At 44.7% G+C, this 22,236-nt stretch carries 23 protein-coding genes; 10 read left to right on the top strand and 13 right to left on the bottom strand.

All coding sequences use genetic code 11. From position 1 onward, the window contains the following. Positions 1–23 precede the first annotated feature (23 nt). The gene (locus tag F6K53_RS11215; RefSeq protein WP_075902850.1) at positions 24–644 is read right to left on the bottom strand and encodes a heme-binding protein; all 621 of its coding nucleotides are present in this window, start codon (positions 642–644) and stop codon (positions 24–26) included. 270 nt (positions 645–914) lie between these two features. Here F6K53_RS11215 and F6K53_RS11210 point away from each other — a divergent pair, with 270 nt between their 5' ends. The 3 genes from F6K53_RS11210 to F6K53_RS11200 all read left to right on the top strand — a co-directional run bounded on the left by F6K53_RS11210 (position 915) and on the right by F6K53_RS11200 (position 2,458). Beyond that, positions 915–1,388: an EVE domain-containing protein gene (locus tag F6K53_RS11210; protein ID WP_293068880.1), complete on the top strand. Its 474-nt coding sequence runs from the start codon at positions 915–917 to the stop codon at positions 1,386–1,388. A gap of 20 nt (positions 1,389–1,408) precedes the next feature. Further along, entirely contained in the window at positions 1,409–1,756 is a 348-nt protein-coding gene (locus F6K53_RS11205) for a hypothetical protein (RefSeq protein WP_293043440.1), read from the top strand. Between the two features lie 267 nt (positions 1,757–2,023). After that, on the top strand, positions 2,024–2,458 hold the full coding sequence (locus F6K53_RS11200; RefSeq protein WP_293019080.1) for a hypothetical protein: 435 nt from the start codon (positions 2,024–2,026) through the stop codon (positions 2,456–2,458). A 173-nt stretch (positions 2,459–2,631) separates the two neighbouring features. Here F6K53_RS11200 and F6K53_RS11195 read toward each other — a convergent pair whose 3' ends face one another. The 3 genes from F6K53_RS11195 to F6K53_RS11185 all read right to left on the bottom strand — a co-directional run bounded on the left by F6K53_RS11195 (position 2,632) and on the right by F6K53_RS11185 (position 6,432). Continuing rightward, the gene (locus F6K53_RS11195; RefSeq protein ID WP_293019082.1) at positions 2,632–4,389 is read right to left on the bottom strand and encodes a peroxidase family protein; all 1,758 of its coding nucleotides are present in this window, start codon (positions 4,387–4,389) and stop codon (positions 2,632–2,634) included. 315 nt (positions 4,390–4,704) lie between these two features. Next, positions 4,705–5,997: a cytochrome P450 gene (locus F6K53_RS11190; RefSeq protein WP_293080753.1), complete on the bottom strand. Its 1,293-nt coding sequence runs from the start codon at positions 5,995–5,997 to the stop codon at positions 4,705–4,707. 195 nt (positions 5,998–6,192) lie between these two features. Next, positions 6,193–6,432 (bottom strand): SDR family NAD(P)-dependent oxidoreductase, encoded by a 240-nt coding sequence (locus F6K53_RS11185; RefSeq protein ID WP_293019085.1) that lies wholly within the window; start codon positions 6,430–6,432, stop codon positions 6,193–6,195. Between the two features lie 910 nt (positions 6,433–7,342). Between F6K53_RS11185 and F6K53_RS11180 the strand changes: the two genes are divergently transcribed. After that, positions 7,343–8,149, top strand: a complete 807-nt coding sequence (locus tag F6K53_RS11180; protein ID WP_293068871.1) for an NADH:flavin oxidoreductase — start codon at positions 7,343–7,345, stop codon at positions 8,147–8,149. Positions 8,150–8,300: 151 nt separating this feature from the next. Here F6K53_RS11180 and F6K53_RS11175 read toward each other — a convergent pair whose 3' ends face one another. From F6K53_RS11175 to F6K53_RS11160, 4 genes are all read right to left on the bottom strand, one after another. Continuing rightward, complete coding sequence (locus tag F6K53_RS11175; protein WP_293068868.1) at positions 8,301–9,476, bottom strand: catalase family protein; 1,176 nt, start codon at positions 9,474–9,476, stop codon at positions 8,301–8,303. Between the two features lie 65 nt (positions 9,477–9,541). Beyond that, a complete protein-coding gene (locus tag F6K53_RS11170; protein ID WP_293068865.1) occupies positions 9,542–10,993 on the bottom strand; it encodes a Dyp-type peroxidase in 1,452 nt (483 codons plus the stop codon). Positions 10,994–11,053: 60 nt separating this feature from the next. Then, complete coding sequence (locus F6K53_RS11165; protein WP_293068862.1) at positions 11,054–12,376, bottom strand: hypothetical protein; 1,323 nt, start codon at positions 12,374–12,376, stop codon at positions 11,054–11,056. 69 nt (positions 12,377–12,445) lie between these two features. Continuing rightward, the gene (locus tag F6K53_RS11160; protein WP_293068860.1) at positions 12,446–12,877 is read right to left on the bottom strand and encodes a hypothetical protein; all 432 of its coding nucleotides are present in this window, start codon (positions 12,875–12,877) and stop codon (positions 12,446–12,448) included. 445 nt (positions 12,878–13,322) lie between these two features. On the opposite strand from F6K53_RS11160, the gene F6K53_RS45815 reads away from it, so the two are divergent. Then, positions 13,323–13,556, top strand: coding sequence for a transposase (locus tag F6K53_RS45815; RefSeq protein ID WP_364302975.1), 234 nt, complete (start codon positions 13,323–13,325; stop codon positions 13,554–13,556). Positions 13,557–14,021: 465 nt separating this feature from the next. On the opposite strand, the gene F6K53_RS11155 is transcribed toward F6K53_RS45815, so the two are convergent. Continuing rightward, positions 14,022–14,453 (bottom strand): hypothetical protein, encoded by a 432-nt coding sequence (locus tag F6K53_RS11155; protein ID WP_293068857.1) that lies wholly within the window; start codon positions 14,451–14,453, stop codon positions 14,022–14,024. A gap of 79 nt (positions 14,454–14,532) precedes the next feature. Beyond that, on the bottom strand, positions 14,533–15,108 hold the full coding sequence (gene cobU / locus F6K53_RS11150; RefSeq protein ID WP_293080750.1) for a bifunctional adenosylcobinamide kinase/adenosylcobinamide-phosphate guanylyltransferase: 576 nt from the start codon (positions 15,106–15,108) through the stop codon (positions 14,533–14,535). Positions 15,109–15,245: 137 nt separating this feature from the next. Here cobU and F6K53_RS11145 point away from each other — a divergent pair, with 137 nt between their 5' ends. After that, the gene (locus F6K53_RS11145) at positions 15,246–15,971 is read left to right on the top strand and encodes a hypothetical protein (RefSeq protein WP_293068851.1); all 726 of its coding nucleotides are present in this window, start codon (positions 15,246–15,248) and stop codon (positions 15,969–15,971) included. A gap of 40 nt (positions 15,972–16,011) precedes the next feature. On the opposite strand, the gene F6K53_RS11140 is transcribed toward F6K53_RS11145, so the two are convergent. Beyond that, on the bottom strand, positions 16,012–17,259 hold the full coding sequence (locus F6K53_RS11140; protein WP_070394933.1) for an RNA-guided endonuclease TnpB family protein: 1,248 nt from the start codon (positions 17,257–17,259) through the stop codon (positions 16,012–16,014). Between F6K53_RS11140 and F6K53_RS11135 the strand changes: the two genes are divergently transcribed. Continuing rightward, the gene (locus F6K53_RS11135; protein WP_293068847.1) at positions 17,258–17,539 is read left to right on the top strand and encodes a hypothetical protein; all 282 of its coding nucleotides are present in this window, start codon (positions 17,258–17,260) and stop codon (positions 17,537–17,539) included. The genes F6K53_RS11140 and F6K53_RS11135 overlap by 2 nt on opposite strands. On the opposite strand, the gene F6K53_RS11130 is transcribed toward F6K53_RS11135, so the two are convergent. After that, positions 17,514–18,659, bottom strand: coding sequence for a two-component regulator propeller domain-containing protein (locus tag F6K53_RS11130; RefSeq protein WP_293080747.1), 1,146 nt, complete (start codon positions 18,657–18,659; stop codon positions 17,514–17,516). The genes F6K53_RS11135 and F6K53_RS11130 overlap by 26 nt on opposite strands. Before the next feature lie 479 nt (positions 18,660–19,138). Between F6K53_RS11130 and F6K53_RS11125 the strand changes: the two genes are divergently transcribed. The 3 genes from F6K53_RS11125 to F6K53_RS11115 all read left to right on the top strand — a co-directional run bounded on the left by F6K53_RS11125 (position 19,139) and on the right by F6K53_RS11115 (position 21,475). Next, entirely contained in the window at positions 19,139–20,569 is a 1,431-nt protein-coding gene (locus F6K53_RS11125; protein WP_075902873.1) for a form I ribulose bisphosphate carboxylase large subunit, read from the top strand. An 81-nt stretch (positions 20,570–20,650) separates the two neighbouring features. After that, on the top strand, positions 20,651–21,040 hold the full coding sequence (locus F6K53_RS11120; RefSeq protein ID WP_293066830.1) for a chaperonin family protein RbcX: 390 nt from the start codon (positions 20,651–20,653) through the stop codon (positions 21,038–21,040). Between the two features lie 84 nt (positions 21,041–21,124). Further along, positions 21,125–21,475: a ribulose bisphosphate carboxylase small subunit gene (locus tag F6K53_RS11115; protein ID WP_293019099.1), complete on the top strand. Its 351-nt coding sequence runs from the start codon at positions 21,125–21,127 to the stop codon at positions 21,473–21,475. A gap of 334 nt (positions 21,476–21,809) precedes the next feature. Here F6K53_RS11115 and F6K53_RS11110 read toward each other — a convergent pair whose 3' ends face one another. Further along, positions 21,810–22,232 carry a hypothetical protein gene (locus F6K53_RS11110; protein ID WP_293066782.1) on the bottom strand — a complete coding sequence of 141 codons (423 nt, stop codon included), beginning with the start codon at positions 22,230–22,232 and terminating at the stop codon, positions 21,810–21,812. Positions 22,233–22,236: the final 4 nt, after the last annotated feature.

Below are 22,236 nucleotides of genomic sequence, written 5' to 3'. Positions count from 1 at the left end.
AGCAGGAATAAATTAAATTGGTATTAGTCATTTACCGCTCTAATGGGAACTTGAACTTCACTGCGCTTTAGGGGTTCCGGAACAAAGGGAGAATCATAGAAAAAGCGACGGGGTTTACCAACGACGGTATACTCCGAGTGTTGGGCTAACCATTCCTTCAACTGCTCAATACTTTGTTGGTAGCTGATATAACTATAGCTACCTTTCATCCCAAGGCTGACTACTGTCATCGGTGGTATGTCTTCTACCTGAATATTCTTTTCAATCTGCTCAGGAGTGATATTACGGCGGTGGTATAGAAATGATACATAGGCAACACCAAGCTGAGCAAGGGAATCTCCCTGACTACTTTCCAGGGTACTGATCGGATAACGAGTTTCGACCGGAGCAGTCATGGAAATATCGTTAGAGCTAATATGACGGTACAGGGAGCCAAAAGCACGATTAGCTGCCTCAGACAGCTCCCCAGAGTAGGGTACTGTGGCAGCGCGATAGGCAGGGTAGTGTTTGATTTCGATTTTGCCAGCTGGGGTAGGAGGTGGAAACCCTTCTGGTAGGGGAGCAGAGGCAGCACTGAACACTCTCCATCCCAGTAAGACAATTGCCAGTAAGCCTACAGGCAAGAGAAATTTGGATAGCTTCATCAGGGAGCAAAATTAACTAACAGTGGAAGACTACGCCTTGTTTAGCAAGTTCAAGATCATTATAGTTATAAGAAGAAGGAAAAATTACGAATAACAAAAAGCGACTTGAGCATAAACCAACTAACTAACCGGACTTGATCAGCATTTCCAAATAGATAAGGAAACCAAATCCTGATTTCGGATAACACCAAAAAATCATCGGGTTGTCTTGATGCAGTCGCTTTTTTGATCAATACTAGTTTCACATCTCCTTTTAAAAGCCTATAACTAATGAATTACTGGTTGATGAAGTCGGAACCACAAGTCTATAGCATCACTGATCTGGAAAAAGAAGGTAAAACAATTTGGGATGGGGTTCGTAATTACCAAGCTCGAAACTTTCTGCGTGAAATGAAGGAGGGAGACTTGGCTTTTTTCTACCATTCCAATACTAAACCCCCTGGAATTGTGGGCTTAATGGAAATTATTAAAAGTGAAGTAGTTGACCCGACTCAATTTGACCAAACTAGCCGTTACTACGACCCCAAATCAAGTGTTGAATCTCCGCGCTGGCATACTGTGGTAGTGCAATTTGTCGATGTTTTTCCCCATTTGCTAGAGCTTTCAACCCTTAAACAGGAGTTTAGCGACCAAGAGCTATGGGTGACCAGACGTGGAAATCGACTCTCGGTGATGCCAGTTTCTCAGGCAGTAGCTCATAAAATTCTAGGTATCACTCAAGCCAAAAATCCAAGTCAAAGGTAATATTTCAGGCCGATTAATGAATGATAAACTTGTCACGAGCAGTAAAATGGCGAAGACGCCTAAGACTTTGGGGGTTATTAACCCTAGCACTTTTTTTGTGTGGCTGGCTGCTAATTAATACTCTGAGATTGCAGGCAGCAGCATCAGCACCTGTGGATACGTTCTTTGTCCTAGGGGGGAGTATTCGTCGAGAAATCCATGTTGCTGAATTAGTCAAACAGCACCCAGACAAGCGAATTCTGATTTCTCATGGATCCCCAGACCCCTGCATTTGGCTAATTTTTCAGCGGGAGATGGCATCTTCGGAACAGGTTTGGTTAGAAAAGTGTGCTAATTCTACCTTTGGTAACTTTTTCTTTAGCTTCTAGCAAAAGAAGCCCCACAACGAACATTCGCAGCATGAGTGTGGGATGAATTTTGCACAAGATATTTATGTAATAGGGAACAATTACGATTGAAGATCGTCTATAATAAAAGAAGTAGGGAAGACAAATTAAGAGCTAACCGCCACCTACTTACTAAAAATAGAACTTATTTATTGTTCCGGCGCGGAGGGGCATCCAGTGTCGTTAATAAAGCTTACCGAATATCCGTTCCCGTTAGGTGGAGTTGGTAAGAAGCCCACACTGTAATCTTTGATAAGCGTGTGGGAGTATGTCACTATCCCAATTTTCCGGCGTTGGGGTGTTCGTAGGGTTAAGTTAATTACCTCTTGCACCCATCTACCACGGGCTCAGTGGATGGCGCAAATTCTACTGGGAGCTCATGGGATTTGGGTAGACACAGATTTGGTGCCAGAGAAAGGTATTCCTGGTAATTCAGAATCCCCTCTCAAAACTGGGATAGACATTGCTCGCAGCTTGGTTTGGGCGCTGCTGTCTCAAGTCATTCAACCCCGATGCTCTGATCTAATCCAGCTCACGGATGTAGACATGAAGGCTTGGGGTGAGTCGGGTTTCAAGTGTGAGCGTCAGGGCGGAATTTCCTCAGGTGCGACCCGTGGCGAATTTATAGCAGAAGTCAGAAGTCAGAAGTCAGAAGTCAGAAGTCAAACTCTTGCGCTTACTTAGGTTTGAGACTTTTGTCATGTCCGCGCCTGCCCTGGCGACTGCTATAATTCTTAATGGGTCAAGCGCACCTAGGGAGATTTGATCTCTACTGTCATTGGTGCAAACCAAAAGCAACAATCCCCGTCTCTGAGCGAGCGGAGATTGTCAATTAACCCAAAGGTTCAACTGAGCCATTATTTGACTATGCGCTTCCAGGGAGCAAAGCCATTTTCAACACCCTTCAGACTAGCAGCTAAGCTGGGGTAATGTCGGAGCACAACACTTATGAAAGTGTTCTTTTCAATCCAGTCCAAACCGAATTGAGTATAGATTTCGGCAGTGTAATCCTTGGTAAAGAAGCGATCGCTTTTCAGTCGTCGGGATGCCATCAGAATGAATATCCGAAAGGCGGTATCGCTGAAACCAAATCCCTTGGGAGGATTTTCGGCAAACATACCTATCATTAGGTCTACACTATCGATATCATTGTTGTAAACCTCCCGCAATTCTTTCGCCCATTCTGGCTTCTCAGTGATTTCCTCGAAGGATTTAACTCGATCGCGACCAATTAGTTCCCGGAACTGGTTGTAGCGGGGAACCCCTCGCTCCCGGTCTCGCAGGATATCTACAGCAGCTAAGTCAAATACTTCACCGTTGTCCCTCACTAGCTGCTGCAATTTCTTTGGATAATTGTAAAGGGTGACAGCACCTGGGTGGCTGATTCCGAAGGTGTAGAATAAATCAGCTATATCTACCTGTTCTAGAATGGCACGTGAGCGCTTGCCAGACACTTCAAAAAAGTCTTTCGTCAGCAGCTCTTTACCGTCTTTAACTGAGTAAAACGGGAATTCATCGGGGATGAGGGGATGCATCCGATACACAGAAACGAATTCTTCGGTGAGGTAGTAGGGAGCACTGTGGTGGTCAATAGATGATCCGATAATGCCGCTGACTACTTCACTGTCCCCAATACGCCCAAAGCGATTTTTGAATTCCTCACCCAATATACCCCACCAATTCGTTCTCATGGCAACTTGCAAAGCGGGATGTGCCAGGATGCCCGGAGTCCATTCCACAGTATGAATTTTAGCTAGCAAGGCAGCATTAATCAGTCGAGCGTGGTCGAACAGGTCATCATCTGTCCAGTCAGGGTATTGTTTTTTCAGATGATCACAGATAGTGTTGTGCTCTTTGACGAACAGGATATGCAACATGCTTAGTCCTATCCACCAGTTATCGTCAAAGCCCACAATATCGATTCCGTTCTCTGGGTTGACAGGTAACAAACCGTCATCACCAATGATCATCTTACCATCGACATGGCTACGCACCTTATCAATAGTTTCCTGATTACTGCCATAGATTTGGGAAGCATCCCACCAGTGAGTTTCTTGGTTGATAAAGGTTGGGGGATTTTTGGTATCGTCTTCAGAACGAGTAGGGTCTTTTGGAGTTTTTTCGATTTCCAGAGGTCTATGCTCTTCGGGCCAGGGGTCATCCTGTTCCAGAGGAATCTCGATTTTCTCTTCGGAATCATTAAAGGTATGAGAAAACCAATCGTGAGTCTGGAATTGAATCCAAGCTGCAGCTGTTAGGTTTAAGGTCGAAGCTGGGACAAATTCATCCCGGGTCAATAACTTCCGACTGATCGTACGGGGGTTGGGATTGAGTAAATTCTTTTCGTCGGGGTATGCGTATTTCAGGGCTACATTGCGTCCAAAGCGGGTGCCAGCCATCCCCATTTTGGGATCATTGGGGTCATTAAATGAACCATCCGCTGTACGAATTTTAAGATGGCGACCATCAGGACTAGGAGTCGGTTCAGGGGGCTCCCCTTTTGTGGGTAATTGGGAGGTATCGTGCAGGTTTTCTTCCCGCATATTCTCGCGGAATTTATTTAATTTGAACAGGGCTAGAGGAGTAGGAAACTTATGCCAAGGTTTCTTTGTCATTGTGCTAATTCCTTTAGTTTTTATTACCGAGGTATTTAGTGTTTTAGGTTGGGAGTGTCAGGAATTCCGGTCAGAGCTTACTGCTCACTCCTAAGCTTAGGTGAATAGGACTGAGCATGATCTTAATTAATCCTTAATTCACCGTTGTCTAGCTCTTTCTATTTCTTAGTTTTTTATGTTGATCATAACTCATTAATTTATAAATTAAAGAGGATTGACTAATAAATCTAGTGTTGTATAATTTACAGGGATTGACAGTACCCATCTCGGGTACTCTTTGCTGATCACTCAACTGTCAATTAATTTCACAAGCCGTCAAGGGTTAACAAATTGGATATCCTTTTCTGGGAAGTAGGCTGGTAGAGGGTCTCGGGAGAGTACATTGGTTTTGGATGTCAGCTGCTGCTGGTCTAGGAGAATTGCGATCGCACTCTTACACACAAACAGGATCAAATCCCTTCCGGGGCAAGTACGAGATCCTCTCAGAAACAAATTGGAGTAAGTCGAATTGTCCTGATCGCTCGGATCTAGCCACCGTTGAGGTACAAACGAATCGGTGGATGGGTCTAAAGACCGTTCCCGTTGCATGATTGGGAAAAAGTGTAGAATTTCCATGTCTGGCGGAATACGGGTGTTATTATAAGCGTCGCCAGCTGTTGTAATGTGAAAGGTTCTGGTCACTGGAGGGAACAAACGACCAGTTTCCAACAAACAAGCTTCTAAATAGCTGAGTTTAGCAATGGTTGAGGCTTTCTCTAACGAACCCGCTTCCTTGATTTCCTGTCGCACCCGTTCGAGCACTTCTGGTCTAGAGGTAATCATAGTCAGGGTTCTCGCCAGCAAGTCAGTCCCTGAACCAGTAAAGGTAAACATCCAGTGGGGGATTTGTTGCAGGAGTTCCTCTTCAGTAGTGTAGGGCTTTATGCCATGAGCCATAGACAACAGGCATGGCTTTTCAGACGCTTCGCTGCCTTCCCAAAGCTGCTCAAGAGTTTCATAAAATTTTTCTAAACGCTTAGTTTCAAACCTTCCCAATAGAATCCGCTTGATCGGATTTCCCACCATTGAGAATAACACCTGTATATCCTTGATCAACCGCTCAGGAGCAACATTTTCTCCAAACACGATGCCAAGCATTGCCTGACCCATACATTCCCGGATATCCTCAATGTTGGACACTGGGTTTGAAAAAGCATGATTTACCTGTTCGAGGAAAGCCTGTTGGTACTGGTGCTGGCAACCTGTGCCAAGCACTCCCTCGTTATAAGGTCTCAGGCGCTGCCACTGCTGATCATGGCTGATAGTGAGGGCGTTGGGGGCAAGGAAAGACATACCATCCTTCTTGAGATTCCCTTCGATATAGCCTTGGCTGTCTGGTGGGTCTTGTAAAATCCGGTCTGATAAGTCACGCCCAGATACTAGCAAGACTTTCTTGAGAAGAAAGTTTAGAATGACATTTTTACTACCATAGCGTTTGATTACATCCTGAATCCAACCCCCTAATACTTTTTCAAGGTCGAAACCACGGGGGTTACGGATAAAGCCACTGGCTAGATTACCCAGAAGCCGTAACAAGTCGAGTACATTGGTAGAAGGGTAGGTGTTCATTATTCATTGCTCATTGTTTTGTTGACAAATCTTTCTTGAGGCTTTCTTTGAAACTTATCCATTGCTTCTATTTTCATGAAGGCTATCAGCTTAAGCCAGAATTTATAAATCCACTGCCTAATCAGAACTAGTGGCTCCTTTCTTGCATGTTTCTTACCACTTGGGTTACTAGATTTCGGGGCATAAATCTTATACTCAGGGCAAGCAACTGGTTTTTGAGACCAGGGACAACACCGGAATAACCCTGACAAATGTCCCAAATTTTTCCCTAAAATCCTCGGCCAGTTGAGATAGTTTCGACTCACTTCTGGCAACTAGTACTAACTTGTAGCCATCGCGAGCAAATAACTTAGTAAATTCATAACCAATGCCACTGGATGCACCAGTAATCAGAGCGGTTTTGGGACGATCCTTTACCTGATTTTTTAGATTCATTTGAGGTGTATTTTTACAAAAATTAACCCAGGAAATCTTGAAGAATTATTTCGATAGCCTTTCCAAAGGAATTGGAAACAAGGATTAGAGTTTTTTCATTACAAAAAATCCCTAGATACTTGATTAGCTCTAGCATGCATGCCTCTTGCCTCTTGCCTTTCCCTAAGGGATTATGTTCACAACTCAAATGGAAATGCTATGTAGGTTATAGTTATCCACTAGTAGTTGTAACTTAAATTACATTTTAAGGAGATCACCAGATCCTAGGGCAATGAAAAATCAAACCAATGAAGCACGCAGAGGGACTATAGTTGAGGTATAGCATACTTTTGAGAAATTTAGGGAGAATGGAGACCCTAGCTGAAGTAGGTGGTTCAGTTGCCAAAAATCTCTCTATTGCCTTGATAGTTATCCTCACAGGGAGCTTTTCCAAAACCCGATTGTTGTTAAAAAACTTAATAATCATGAAATATCAATGGTCGTTAAGTCATAATGGAAAGTGTTGGAAATTATAGTTTTTCGAGGAGAGACTTAACAACATCCAACTGGGGAGCAAGATTTTGTCAGGACTTACCCAAAATTGGCCAACAAACGCCCTTATACAAATTTGTGATAGTTCAATGACTCCTCCCCCACCCCAAAGCAAGGGGATTGGGTCAAAGGGGATAGTCACTGACAGTAATTTATTCCTAGCCTAGGGACAGCGCGTAGCAGAGAATCGGGGATCAGAACCAAATAAGCGTCACAAAATAGAAAGGAAAAAAGACAAATGACATCCTTATTGTTATTTACTCTCAATAGCAGCCTTAGAAAGTTTTCCTAAAAAAATATTCGGCCAGCATCTGGAATGCTAGGCATTGAGCTTGTAGCTTGCTTTATTCCGACAAAAGCCAAGATTCAACTAAATCAAATGGAAAAGGATATAATTTTTGAACCGTTGGAGTTCCGAAACTTGACCCTAAAGAATCGGATCTTTCGTTCTAATATCTCTGGTCGATTTGACAACTATGATGGTTCCGGTAACCAGGCACGGATCAATTGGGAAGAGAAATTTGCCCGAGGCGGCGTCGGTGCAATCGTCTCTTGCTTTACACCAGTCCAAATCCGAGGACGAATTTTACCTAACTATGCCACGATTGACCGGGATGATCGAATTCCTTTCTGGCGCAAGGTCGGGGAGAAAGTTCATGAATATGACTGTAAGTTTTTGATGCAACTGAGCCACTCTGGTCGTCAGCGGGATGTTGGTGGTGTGGAGAATTTGTATAATAAGGGTCTTAGTTCAACCAGTGAAACTGAGTCATTTCATGGGCTGGAGTGTCAGGCAATGACACGCAAGGAAATCAAGGAAATGATTCAGGCGTTCGCTGATGGTGCCAGACGAGCTCGTGAGGCAGGACTTGATGGGGTAGAACTGCACAGTGCCAATGGCTATCTGATTACCCAATTTCTGAGTTCAGGCATCAACGACCGCAAGGATGAGTATGGCGGTTCTCTGGAAAATCGAGCTCGTTTCTTACTGGAGATTATCCAGGCAATACGCAAAGAGGTAGGAAACGATTTTCACCTCCAGGCAAAAATCAGTGCAGTGGAATACAACAATGCTGTGATTCCTTGGGACAAGCCTGGAAATACCCTGGAAGACTCTATCCAAATCTGCAAGTGGGTGGAGGAAGCTGGAGCAGATGCCCTTCATGTACCAAATCCGCTTGACTGAGACTCTATTCAAAAAAATCAAAGTCCTTGCCTAGAGAGGATTTGATGATTTGTGTAACTACACTATGATAACCGGATTTGGTATCAATGGGTATTGCCTAGTTCCGTTGGTGTAACTTTTCTGTGTTGAGAGTCTTAACCCAAACTCATATTTATTGATAAATAATCCAATCACTCTGCGGCTCTATTCGTTTATCTCCATTCATCTGCTGCCGAAACTTAGATGTTTCTAGGTAAATATATTTTCTGGCTCTACTTTGGTTACCTAAAGGTCGGTGCTCGGCAATGCAATGCCACGGATTATAGGAGAGATTGCGAGCAAATGCGAGTTGAACTGGTGAATCGAATTCTTGAGCAGGAATACGCAATGTTGCCACTTTGATGTAAGGAGACAGAGTTTCAGACCAGACCACTGAAGCATTTTCAATGGGCATCCGGTGAGGATCTGTTTGAAATTGCACCATGAAATCAAAACAGACCTCTCGTTCGTCCAATACCTTGACCATCGCTTCTCGGAGATAGTCATAGGACGGATTTTTAGGGATAGGGGTTTTCTCGTCAGTGCTGGGTTTAATGGAATATTGGACTGCTTTTCTTTCCCCATAGAGGTAAGGGACACAACTGAAATACCTCACTTCTAAAGGACTGGTATGGGCTTTGGCATAGAGCCCCTGCATGATTGCATCTAACAGATGAGAGTCAAAAGGATTCAGAAAATACCAGGCGGGGGTGTCGTTAAAAACCTGTCGTTGTAACTTGAGATTTTCAATAATATTGGGGGTGGTAAAGGTAGGAGAACTGATACCTGTGAAGTCTTGGGTCATCTTTTCATCATCAATAAGTTTTTCACCTTCTACATCCATCAGTTTGATGCCAATGCTAAGAATGCCATTGTTGTATAAATCATGGGTTTCTAAAGGCCCAGGACCTGAAAACCGCACCCAAGCAGCATAGGTTTTGGTTTCTCGAAAGATTCCTACTCTTAACTCATCAGCTAAATCGGTAAGAACTTCAAAGGTTGCTTTAACAACTCCATAAGTTTTGGTATTGCCAGCTCGCTCAGCAACTTTTCCAGTGTAGTTTTTTTTCAAAAACTCAGTCATTTGCTGAGCAATATCTCGGGTAATTTTTTCTTCATCCGGCAGGAGTTTTTCTTGAGCAATAGCCAGATGATCGTTTTTCCTACTTAGATTGATGATAAATTGGGTAACTGCTTGAATTCTTTTTTGAAACAAGCGGTCGAAGCTATCTCGAATAGCCGGATTCAATCGACGTGTGAAGTTAATTAATTTCACGGAAAGGGCGTTAACTATTTTTGGTATGCTCATGGCTCTCATCCTTCACAAAATCTGATTTTATGAATTAAGTTCTATTGCTTGGTCATTTTGAGCATTTACTCTGAAATCGATGCCAGATACCGGATAGCTTTGATGCCAGGTAAGAAAAAGTAAGCGCCTCCCCGAACGACTACAAATTGCGGTAAATTTTTAATCCGTTTTCTAATCGGTTTTCCTGGAATTGTGAAAATATCGGTATTTCCCATTTTTCCAGGGTGGCGATCGCCCACCAAAGGGTCTGTCTCCTCATAGAGACCGTTAAATTTTGGATTGTTGACCCAAGTATGCTGTACAAACTCAAACTGCCGATTGATATTGGCATTAATACAGATGAAATGGATGCCTCGCTCCCCTGGGTTGGGGTTATTGAGGATGGCTTCTGGATCAAACGATGGACTGATCGGTTCTCCATAGGTTCGACCCCGGCGGAGCAGCCGATGGGTTTTGTTGATGGCTATAGATCTCTCAGTGCCTGGAGCCGGGTCTAAGGAGTCTCGGGGGTTGGAGCGGCGGATATGGGCACCAAAGGGACACCGAAAACCCTGAGGATCTACATGGTGGTAAGCAAAATCATTCTTATCGATAACGTTCGGGTCATCTCGATCTGGGGACTGCACCAGGGAGGTACCACTAGGCCAGCGACCAACCATTTTAGCGGCGAATTTGAGACGCTCCTCAGGGTTACTGGAGCCATCAGGATTTTGGGTGACTTCCTCTAGAAAGCGCCAAAATTCCTCAACTTTTTGGCTCAGATGTCGGAAGACCAGGTAACTACCATTGCGACCGAGATCATGGAAGGCAAATTCACCAGGCGGCAGAATATTGTGAGGATCGAGATCAGGTTTTACCCTGGGACTTTCTGCCAGCAAATTGTATTCATTGTTATAGCCTAGGATAAATTCTCCCGCTTTGATAGTATTATCTGGTGACCCGACCCGGTTAAGACCTTCAATAATAGGTTGACTAATCCCATCTTGAAAACCAAAGTGTTCTCGAAATCTCCCTGCTTCGTCTTTGAGGGTTAAAGTATCCAATTTCAGAATAAACTCAACCCCACCTTTGGGCAACTGATCGACCAGTGTGGTACAAAATTCATCCAATTGCTCATCATCAGTGGCATATAGGAGCAGGAGGATGTGCACTCTCGTCTGCTGCGGATTCGTTCCCCCCCAAACCCATAATTTCGGATCATTTTCACTGTCCTCATGATCGCCAAGAATACGACTGCGATTAGCTTCAGTCATGCCTTCCTTAAACTCTGTGGGGAAAGTGCTGAGGGTGCTTTGATGCAAACCTAAAGTGGTTAATCCTTCGTAAGTAAAGGCAATATTTAGGCAGAGATCGGAGGGGGGATCCTGGCTGGTTTGCACTCGATCTACCAAATTGCTCAGCCACTGTCTAGCTAGAGGGGCGTCCTGGATGTGTAGTAGGACATAGGCAGCAGCTTTGAGATTACCGCAGCCACTGGCGATAATGCTTTGAATATCCTGAACTTCAAGGTGAGACATAGGGCTTCCTGGAGTAGTCGTTAATAGGACATAGCAGCTAGAAAAGAGGGGCAATTTAACTCAGAACCGAGACAGCCATGCTTGCTGTTGAGCAGTGTCTAAAGGTTGGAACAGTCCAGCTCGAATCTGGGCATTGTTGCTGATGTTGACCGCTGAAAGATTGGGATAGGCCGCATACCAAACCTGGCTGCGAATCTGATACTTGCGAAGGACAGCTTTATAAATTTGTTCATCTCTAGCACCACCCTTTACCAGCCAACTGGTTTTGGGATAATCCACCCCGTGACCAAAGATTATGTTTAATCCCCAGGCTAATTTGTTGATGAAGTCATTCATATAGTCTTCTAAGTTGAAATCGTAGTTGCTCATAAACAGCACCCGTCGGCCTTGATCAATCACCACCCAGCGGGCGAAGTGAATGGTGTCTACCCCATATAGATTGAGCAGAGGAACCGTTCCCAAATCACCGTTGTTAAAGACGTGACGAGTGGCAAAATTAGCCAGCCAAAGAATGACCCTCAGGGTGATGTAGCGGAACCAACCCGGTTTGACAAAACCCACCACACTGAATTGATTTTGACTAAAAAAGTCTTCATCTTGGGCAAGGTGAAGGCGATGAAACTGACTTAGTCTAAATTTTGGATCCTGCCTAGGATGAGGAGCTGTTTCCTCTTTCCAGCGCAAAATTGCAACGAATAGGGGGGAGATTGGCAAGAAGGCCAATCCTAGCAGCAGGATTAAGAACAAGCCAACGATCAGATGCAGCTTGTCTCGAATCTGCCACCCTAGATCGGGGGGTACTGCCGGAGTCAGAGCCCAGGAGAGGGAGGGATCTTGCTTCACAAAGTTCTGAATGGCCCGACGAACCGTATCCACATCGGAACCGTCAGCTCCTTGCTGGTGCTGGTAGCGATCTAGAAAGAGCTCGATCTTGTCGTGCAAGTCGGCTTCCTGGCGAACCTGTTGTACTGTGCGACCTATGGTGTTCACATAGAAGGTCTGAGTATTGACCCGGTGTTTCTGCAGGTAGGCGATCCGGCTGCTGACAGTGAGCCGCTGGGGGGAGGGATAGCCTTCGCAGTGGCTAAAAATTCGATCCAACCCATAACCACCCTCCTCCGCTAGTGAGCGCAGATACTCCTTCAGAGGAGCATCAAGGCAATTTGAGAAGGCCAGACTGGGCGGAATTGTGATGCCTAGTAGGGGATCTTTAACCGCCTCCAGGATGACAAACCTGGCGAAATGAACCTGCGGAAACTGAGCAAAGGGAATCAGGTCGTTATGCCCGACGTTTTGCTGGATGGACTGGAGCACTTCCCTCAGGCAGTCCATCTGGTCAGCCTTAATTGGAGCGATTACGGTGAGGGTTTCTTGGTAGGTCATACACCTGTACCGATAGGGGTATCTCTTCTCTAGTCAGGTTATTGGCCAGCCTAGAGACCATTTGGGCGATTAAAATTCCAGGGAGAAACACAACACCCGGGTTGTGTCCCAGTAAGCTTGACCCAGATAAAGACCAGGAGAAACTTCCCGAATTTCATCGCGAATTTTTTGGGCCACAAACGATGTTTTGGAATAGTCCAAAATCGTGGCTTCTCCCTGGGTGAACCAGCTCTCGCCGGGATCAACTTTGGCTTTGATCATCTGGATGCTAAATAGGCTGACACGATTGAGTAAGAAGCCCTGATCTCGATAAAATACCTTCCCCTGCCAGGCTAATAACTTGACTAAGCCAGAGCAGAGATTGCCTGTAGGCAGGCTTGTCAAAGATAAGACAGTGCCTTTCCCTTCTCCATCGGGGATGTCACCCATGGGACTGCGCTGATACAGCTGATCCAACTCGGTCGGAGATAATTTCTGAAGGTCTGCTGTCGTCATGGTCATCTCTAGAATCTTCCTTATTGGTGATTGAATGGGTTAGACAGGTATCGGTTTGTCGGTTTCAGAAACGGGGTGGGCTAAAGAAGCGAGTTTCTCTGAGAATTGCTATATCCTTGGTTGGAGTTCTGTGGTATCTCACCCCTAACTTTTAATTTAATACATTCATCCTGTTTATGGGGTGGTGTTGTTTTTCTGTGTTTAAAAACTTAATCAGAACGGCAACCCATGACTGACAATTTAAAAGCGAATGAATTTTGTCAATACGTCTACGGAGAAGTCGAACCGGTGTAGTGGGGAAAGCGAATGGTGGATTAATAATGCGAGTTAATACCGAGATTATGAACCGAATCCTAGCCAAAGAAAGCTGCTGCTCAAGGGATTGATAAACAGCACCCTGCCTTGCTAGTCCAAAACCTAAGCCCGGTGGCACACCACCAAGAAGCTCGAAATTCCCAAAGGTTTATTTTTAGAGTTTTTACCCCCTTACTCTCCTGAGTTACAGCCAGCAGAGCGGTTATGGCCTCTTCTAGATCAGGCGCTCATCAATCGGGTATTTGAGACGATAGAAGCATTGGAAGAAGCAATTTTCCAGCGTTGTCGTCAACTCATCAAGCAACCTCAAATACTTAGGAGGTTGACTCAATTCCATTGGTGGCCGTCATTGACAACTTGCATTGTCTAATTAAACGGATTCCATATTATTATAAATAACTTGGGTACAGCTCAGATTTTCGGCTCTCCTAGACTGATGATATTAAATTAGTAGTTTAATAGTAGTTTAAATGAAGCTTAACCCCTTAAATAGCAAGGGATTCAATAAACTAAAAATACATTGTCTTAATGCAGTCGCTCATGGTTTGAATTTACCGTAAGATAGGGTCGCCTTATTAAAAAATATTTAACCCTTTTCTGCATAACCTGCTAACTATAAAGGCTCCACTATCTAAGGTTTTGTCTCCGGGGGAAACCCCCAAGACCGCGCTGCATCGCTTTTATTAAAATTGCATTTTTAAATTACTCAAAGCCTTACTTATTAAGCCCTGAGCGCGATTATTTTATACTAATTTATCATCGCCACACTAGGAGAGCCACTTTTTGTTGCCAACCCTACAAGCTAAAAACTAGTATTTTATTTTTTTCTACTCTCTTAAGTAATTTTATTATCAGTAATTTGATTTAAGCGATCGCAAATCCCTCTTAGTTTGGTTTGACTACACACTGGATCTCGTGGTGCTGGCAATTCTGTGTTGGGCCATGTGGGTAAATCAAAACAGGGACAACAGGTTGGTGGTATGCCAGCGGTTTTAATGGGTACAGGCATATCACAACGGGAACAAGGCAGTATATCCCACTTGGGTGTTAATAAATCCGCAATTGTTTCATCAGTTCCTTCCAGGTAACAATCACCAGTCTCTGGTGAAATAGCTAGCTGCCAAATCGTTTCAAATTCTTGGCTGTAGTGCTTGCCATTTGTTAATGATTGTGGCTGCATAGCTAAAAAACCATTGTGCATCACAACTTTTTTGCCTAACTGGAACCAGTAGGTGAGATAGCGTTTGACTTGTTGTTCAGATGCCATGGCTTTGTTAGTAGTTATTTGTTAGGAGTTATTTTTAATCCCCACTGCTGGTCTCTTCCCCCTCTTGCCATGGATTGGATTAGGTTTGAGGTGATTGGCCAACAGTACCATTATAGGGTAATGGTTGACCCAAAGTACTGAGATTAAGCACATGACCACCGGTGACTAAGTAGACTGGGTTAGCCAAGTGCCCCAAATGACGCACCACATTTCCCAAGCGATCGCGAAACGCCCTACCCATAGGATAAGCTGGCACCACTCCCCAGCCAGCCTCTTCTGCAACAAAAATTACAGAACCTTTAACTTTGCTCAAACTATTCCATAAGCTTTGTAACGTTTGGTGCCAAATCGTATCATTCTGTTCTAAGCAATTAGCAACCCAGGTTCCTAGAGAATCTACTAACAGGCAGTGATTGATGTCAGAATAGTTGGTAATTGTTCCTGCCAAGTCCAGTGGTACCAAAAGGGTTGTCCACGAACTGGGGCGTCGCTGCTGATGTTTTTCAATCCGGGCCAGCCACTCTGGATCATCCGGGTTGGTTGTGGCAGTAGCAACGTATATTACCGATTTCCCAGTCTGCATCGCCAGGGTTTCTGCCCACTCGCTTTTGCCAGACCTGGATGGTCCGGTGACTAAAATTAAATTAGTGCTCAATTTGGTACTGGTAAATTTGGTACTATTCAAGGCTATTGGGAGTTATATTGCCATTGCGCGAAAATTAATAAAGCTTATAGTTCAATAATGGGCATCTTCCCCCTTGAAATCAACTATATTTCCTCAAATCAGTCTTCATGAAATCAAAATTGCGACGGATCGAGACAACACTAAATCAGTTAGCAAAAGCTAGTGCCACTGATTCATCAAAACCATCCCCAGCTGTGGCTGATCAAACTAATCACCAACAAGCAGGTGTAGTAAGTCGTAGAAATAAAAAGGAACCTTCTTTCTCTATGGCAGTACAACCGTTCCCTACTCGCCAGGATGAACAGAAGATACCGACTCTGCCTAGATTGAAATACCCTAAACTGGGAAACCATCGCCATGGTGCTAATCCAGCTTTGGCCATGAATCTGTTGCAAGACATTGAGGGAATTGTTCTGGGTTGGCAGCAGGAACTGCACAAAATCCTCCGGCAAATTCAAGACCTATACTTAGAAGGACCAATTGTTGATGGCTGGTTAGAGTCTCAAGCGAGTCAACCCCAAGATGCCATAGGAACCGTAAGACTAGCCCATGGTGACCGGATGATGGACTATGTGGATGAAGGGGTTGAGCAATCTAATACTAATGTTACCTATCAATCTCCTCGTACTGGTTATCGTCTTTGTGGCTTGGATGAGCAGGGTCAATCTTGGTCAAGGTTTTGTCCAGCAGATCAGGTTCCCAGTGTGAGCATGGCCATCGCTCGTTATCAAAAACTGCGACAACTATTGATTCGGAAAAAATACCTCGAAGATCGCCTTAGTCAACTAGCAGAAACATTAACTGTGATGCACTCTCAGCTAAATAGGCCTTGACATCCTCCCCACCCTATAGAGGGATGGGGATTCCGAAGAATCACTTCTTGGAGTTCCTGGTTGTTCCCTGGCGGGATTTCGGCACTTGGCTAGAGGTTTGAGCCCCCGCTAGTACGCCTGCACAGGCAGTTTCCATTCCCCGATTGCCCACGGGTACTGAGTTTACTCCACGCCATAACACCATCTCGGCAGCCGCATGATCGCGATGAGTCTGGTATCCACATTCAGGACAATGATGAACCCTTTCCCCAAGGGGCTTACCCACAGTTGCGCCGCAACTTGGACAGGTTTGACTTGTACCGTTGGGATTGACTCGCATAAAAAATACCCCCCGTTTCCAGCACACCCATTCCAGGCGAGAAAGAAACGCCCCAAAGGATGCATCAATACACTCTTTGCGGAGCATCCCTCGGTTGAGTCCAACTGTATTCAGGTCTTCTGCAAAAATGGTTTGAGCTTGGTCACAAAGGTTATGTGCCGTTTTGTAATGGAAGTCTTTGCGCTTGGCGGTAATCTCATTATGCAATCGCGCCACCTTGATTTGAGCTTTTTCCCAGTTAGCAGAACGCTTTTGTTTTCGTGCGGCTCGACGTTGCAGCAATTTCAGCTTGCTGTATTGAGACTTCAAAAACTTAGGACGTTCAAAAAAGTTGCCATCAGATGTGGTGGCGAATCGCTCCAATCCCAAGTCAATGCCAATCGCTCTACCATGAACAGAAATATCGGGAATCGACACTTGAGATTGAATCGAAACAATTACATACCATTGGGTTCCACGAGCCTTAGACAACACCCTTACTTGCTTGACTTTAAATCCATCTGGAATTGGGCGACTATAGCTAATTAGGATACTTCCAATCTTGGGCAGTTTAATTTCAAAGCCATTAATTGGGTTGTCTTTGAACTGTGGAAACAAGAAAGACTTGAATTGTCCAAACTTCTTAAACCTTGGAAATCCAAAACCACGTTTTTGAAATGCTTTCCATGTGTCATGCAACCTCCGAATCGTAGTTTGCAACACTTGAGAATAAACATTCTTGAGGTCTGGCCAGGTCTGTTTCAATTTAGGCAAATCATTTTGCTGACGATGATAAGATGGAAAAGGGACGTCGGCGGGAATAATGTATTCCCGATTCAATGAACACCTATCCATCAAACACTTACGGGAGTTGATCCAGTCCTTAAGTTCGCCCAATGCACGGTTATAAACCTGGCGCGACGTTTCCAGCCATTCGAGCATTGTTGCCGATTGGTGCAGGTCTGGATAAATACGGTAAGTGTAGTTCATGGTAAGCATAACCGGATTTTACCACACAGCCGCACGAGTGTTAAAATCTCAAATACTAAAAATAATTGGCTTAGCAACGCCCTCCCTATCCATCCCCACCCTGAAGAAGGATGGGGAATTCCGTGAAAAAAGGTTAATCAAAGCTGCTGATGGGAGCGTCAATTTTTTTTTGCGATTGACCTTTGGTCACGCTTTCGGCAAAGCCGACGCTGCGCGAACGCGAACGCACTCACTTAGAGCCGATGCTTCCCAAGCTAAAAACTACCTGGAATCTCTCTAACAAAGCCCAAATGGGGTTCGATGCGACCTGTACTCATGCTCACCCAAGCTAGTCCTTCCGAAGTTCCGATCCACAACTTGTTACCAGTATTAGGAGCTAATGCCAGAATACGACTAGAAGGTAGCTTGCCTAGTTTAGCCAAAACTTCTCCACTGTCTCGTTTAATTTTAAATAAGCCATTATCCGTACCAACCCAAACATTACCATCTAGATCAAACTGCACAGCAGTGACATTACGTCCTCTTAGGGGAGTTACAGACCTGAACACTTCGTAAGTGTCTGGGTTAATCACCAGTAAACTATTAGGAGTGCCAGCCCATAGCATTCCCTCCGGTCCTCTGGTCAAGGTTTGTACCGTGTTTCCTGGTAAATCCTTGATGCGAGCAATCACAAAAGCACTAGCAGTATCGACTCGCACTAGCCCTTCTAGAGTCCCCACCCACAGCTGACCCTCTTCATCTAGAGTCAAAGCATTGGCACTGACACCGGGTAATTTTTGTAACGTTGTCATCAACAATCCCTGGTCAGGGCTAATCAGAGCCAGACCGCGATCGCTTCCCACCCAAAGATAGCCACGAGTGTCAATCAACAGGGACAACACATTATTAGACGGTAAGGTAAAGTTTTGGGCATTAATTTCATTATTACGAGGGTCTATACGCAATAGTCCTTCATAGGTTCCTACCCAAATCCGCCCTACCCGGTCTTGAGTTATAGCACCAACAGTGTAATTCGGCAGACTGAGGCGAGTGCGGATTTTTCCAGTATTAGGGTCAATTCTAGTTAATCCTAGCCAAGAGCCCACCCAAAGCTCACCAGTAAAATCCGGTTGCAAGGCAGACACCCGAAAATCTGCTGGCAGGGGCTGGGTTTCTTGCCTGAGGCGTTGATCAGGCAAAGGTCTAGTGGGAGGCGGAGGGTTTCCCCCGGAGGTGGGGGGGGATACCTCTTTATTTACCGAGTTAGTGGATAACTGTGTCTGAGCGATCGCTGTTGAAAAATATGATAAATAGTTGTTTGGCTCACTGTCTGGGATTGACACAGGTAAGATTTGCCCCAGCAGTGTAGCACTGACTACCAGGCCGATACGGTTAGTTAAGCATGCCATTATTTTCAGCATCTTGATTAAGTCTTTTGTTGATCAGGAATTACTGTCACAAGCCCCGCTGCCCAACCTTGTCAAGGAACCTATTATAGTCAATTTTATCGTTTTTGTTACAAAAATGTGATAAATATTTACATTTCGTCACGTTATAAGAGGAGCTGATACATTCCTAAAGAATATTTGAGGTTCAAGTGATCCAATTACCTGGTATATTTCAAAATGATTAAGAAATTCTGAATTGCCTTAGCGACTTGACCCACTAGCAACCCTGGAGCAATCAGCGGAGCGGTCGGGTTAGTAAGTAAAGCTACAGGTAATCCCCAACATTAGCCACAAACAGGTGATTGTGGAATCGGTGTTGTGCCCTTCTTCAGGCTTAGAAAACAAGCCTAGATGGGTTGTTTGTTCTCTTAGCTAGGAGCAACACACAACACTAAGAAAAGAAAATCTATTCTAGCGATAGCAACATTCAGTAGTTCCTAAGGAAGCAACGCATGTCTTACTCATCAACCAGTACTCAGACAAAAGCTGGCTACGATGCCGGTGTAAAAGACTATAAATTAACCTATTATACGCCAGATTATACTCCAAAAGATACGGATATTTTGGCAGCGTTTCGCGTAACACCGCAGCCTGGTGTACCTCCGGAAGAAGCCGGTGCAGCGGTTGCAGCTGAGTCTTCTACGGGTACCTGGACAACAGTTTGGACTGACTTGCTGACTGACCTAGACCGTTACAAAGGTCGTTGCTACGACATCGAACCAGTACGTGGGGAAGACAACCAGTTCATCTGCTTTATTGCCTACCCACTGGATCTGTTTGAAGAAGGCTCAGTCACCAACATGCTGACCTCCATCGTGGGTAACGTGTTTGGTTTCAAAGCTCTGCGAGCACTGCGCTTAGAAGACTTGCGGATTCCCATTGCTTACCTCAAGACCTTCCAAGGACCTCCCCACGGAATTGTTGTAGAGCGGGACAAGCTGAATAAGTATGGTCGTCCTTTGCTTGGTTGTACCATTAAGCCCAAGCTAGGTCTATCCGCTAAGAACTACGGTCGTGCAGTATATGAGTGCTTGCGCGGTGGTCTGGACTTCACCAAAGACGACGAAAACATTAACTCCCAGCCCTTCATGCGCTGGCGCGATCGCTTCCTGTTCGTAGCAGAAGCAATCCACAAATCCCAAGCTGAAACTGGGGAAATCAAAGGTCACTACCTCAACGTCACTGCTCCCACCTGTGAGGAGATGATGAAGCGGGCTGAGTTTGCTAAGTCCCTGGACATGCCCATCATCATGCACGACTACCTCACTGGTGGCTTTACCGCCAACACCACTCTGGCTCGTTGGTGCCGTGATAATGGGGTTCTGCTGCACATCCACCGCGCTATGCACGCTGTGATTGACCGTCAGAAACACCACGGTATGCACTTCCGCGTCTTGGCTAAGTGCTTACGCATGTCCGGTGGTGACCACCTCCACTCCGGTACTGTAGTCGGTAAGCTTGAAGGTGAAAAAGGTATCACCATGGGCTTCGTTGACCTGATGCGGGAAGACCACATTGAGCAAGACCGCGAACGGGGTATTTACTTCACTCAAGACTGGGCTTCCATGCCTGGTGTAATGCCAGTAGCTTCTGGTGGTATTCACGTTTGGCACATGCCTGCGCTAGTGGAAATCTTTGGTGATGATTCCTGCCTACAATTCGGTGGTGGTACTCTAGGTCACCCATGGGGTAATGCTCCTGGTGCTACTGCAAACCGGGTAGCTCTAGAAGCTTGTATCCAAGCTCGTAACGAAGGTCGTAACCTGATGCGTGAAGGTGGTGACATTATCCGGGAAGCTGCTAAGTGGAGTCCTGAGTTGGCAGTTGCTTGCGAACTGTGGAAGGAAATCAAGTTCGAGTTCGAGGCAATGGATACCGTCTGATGCAGTTTGAGGTGTGAAGTTTGAAGTATGAAACGTCATACTTTAGACTTCATAACTTTTTCTAAAAGACTGGGTTCAACCATGGATTTAAAACGAGTTGCGAAAGATACAGCCAAGGTGCTGGCTAGCTATATGACCTATCAAGCACTGCGGACAGTGGTAAACCAGTTAAGAGAAACCGACCCTCCCCGAGCGCTTTGGCTACAGTCTTTTTCCTCACAACAAAGTATCCAAGATGGAGACGCTTATCTTGAGGAATTACTGCGGGCTAAACCTGAATTAGCGTTGCGGATTATGACTGTGCGGCAACATATCGCAGACGAAGTGGCCGAGTTCTTACCTGAAATGGTTTGCACCACTATCCAGCAGTCGAATATAGAACATCGGCGTCGGCATCTTGAGCGCATCACGCAATTCACTCTTCCAGATAACCCAACTAATTCTGAGCAGAAAACTGATTCGGACACCTAATTGGTTCAACCGATGAAGTGATCTACTATCCCCCAAATTTCATACCTATACTTCAACAGAGAATCAAACAAAGAATCAAAATCTATGAAAACATTACCAAAAGAGCGTCGTTACGAAACCCTTTCCTACTTACCCCCCCTGAGTGACGCTCAGATTATGCGGCAAGTGGAGTACATCTTAGCGGAAGGTTACATCCCTGCGATTGAGTTCAACGAAACCTCTGAACCAGAGACTTACTACTGGACATTATGGAAACTGCCTTTGTTCAAGGCTACCTCACCTAAAGATGTGCTAGCGGAAGTGGATGAGTGTCGCTCTGAATACCGCGAGTGCTATATCCGAGTTGTAGGTTTTGATAACGTTAAGCAGTGCCAAGTTCTCAGCTTCATCATTCACAAGCCCAATGACGGTGTTAGCCGCAGCCGTTACTACTAAAGGCTAAGGCATTGATGCTTGCCTGAAATATTATTATTAGCCCCCCGAGCTTGATCGGGGGGCTGTTTCATTCTTGACCCTAAAATTCAGGGGTGAGGGAGCCAAATCCCGTTCTGGTTAGGAAATTGCCGTTTTTTTTACAGGGTTTGATTTTAAAAACGTGATTTCGACAGAGTTAAAAAAGGGCAGGAGGTAATCTACACTCGATAGCAATCCTGGTTGAGTTGAGAACTAAATATTAGATTATGAAATTGATGATATAAGCAAAAATAATTATATCATCAATTTCATAATCTTTTCTAAGTAATGCTTCTATAATTTAGATGCATTTGCCCTAGTTTTTATCCCATTCTTCCAAAGCAGCAATAAAAAAACTAGATGTGGGATGATTGAGGAGTTGTGCCAAAGCTTGAAGGCTTCCTGCTTTTAAGGCACTAAGTATCTTCTGGGACAGTTTTGGGTTGCTTTCAATATGTTCTATGGCTTTAGTTGTAATTTTCAACTTTCCACTAATTGTCTCGGTGGAATATGACTTTTCTAGCTGCTCTAGAAGTTGTTGAATCTCGCTTGCAGCTTCAGCAAGATTCCTTTTCTGTTCTGAATTATTATATGTATTACTTGATACATTACCTGATACATTACCTGATACATTACCTGATACATTACCTGATACATTACCTGATAAATTACCTGATACATTAATGGCATTATTCTTATTATTATTATTATCAAGATTTTTAATCGACTTATCTTCCACCTTT

This window comes from Moorena sp. SIO4A1, from assembly GCF_010672065.1.
GTDB lineage: Bacteria > Cyanobacteriota > Cyanobacteriia > Cyanobacteriales > Coleofasciculaceae > Moorena.
This window is presented reverse-complemented; position numbering and strand designations above follow the sequence as displayed.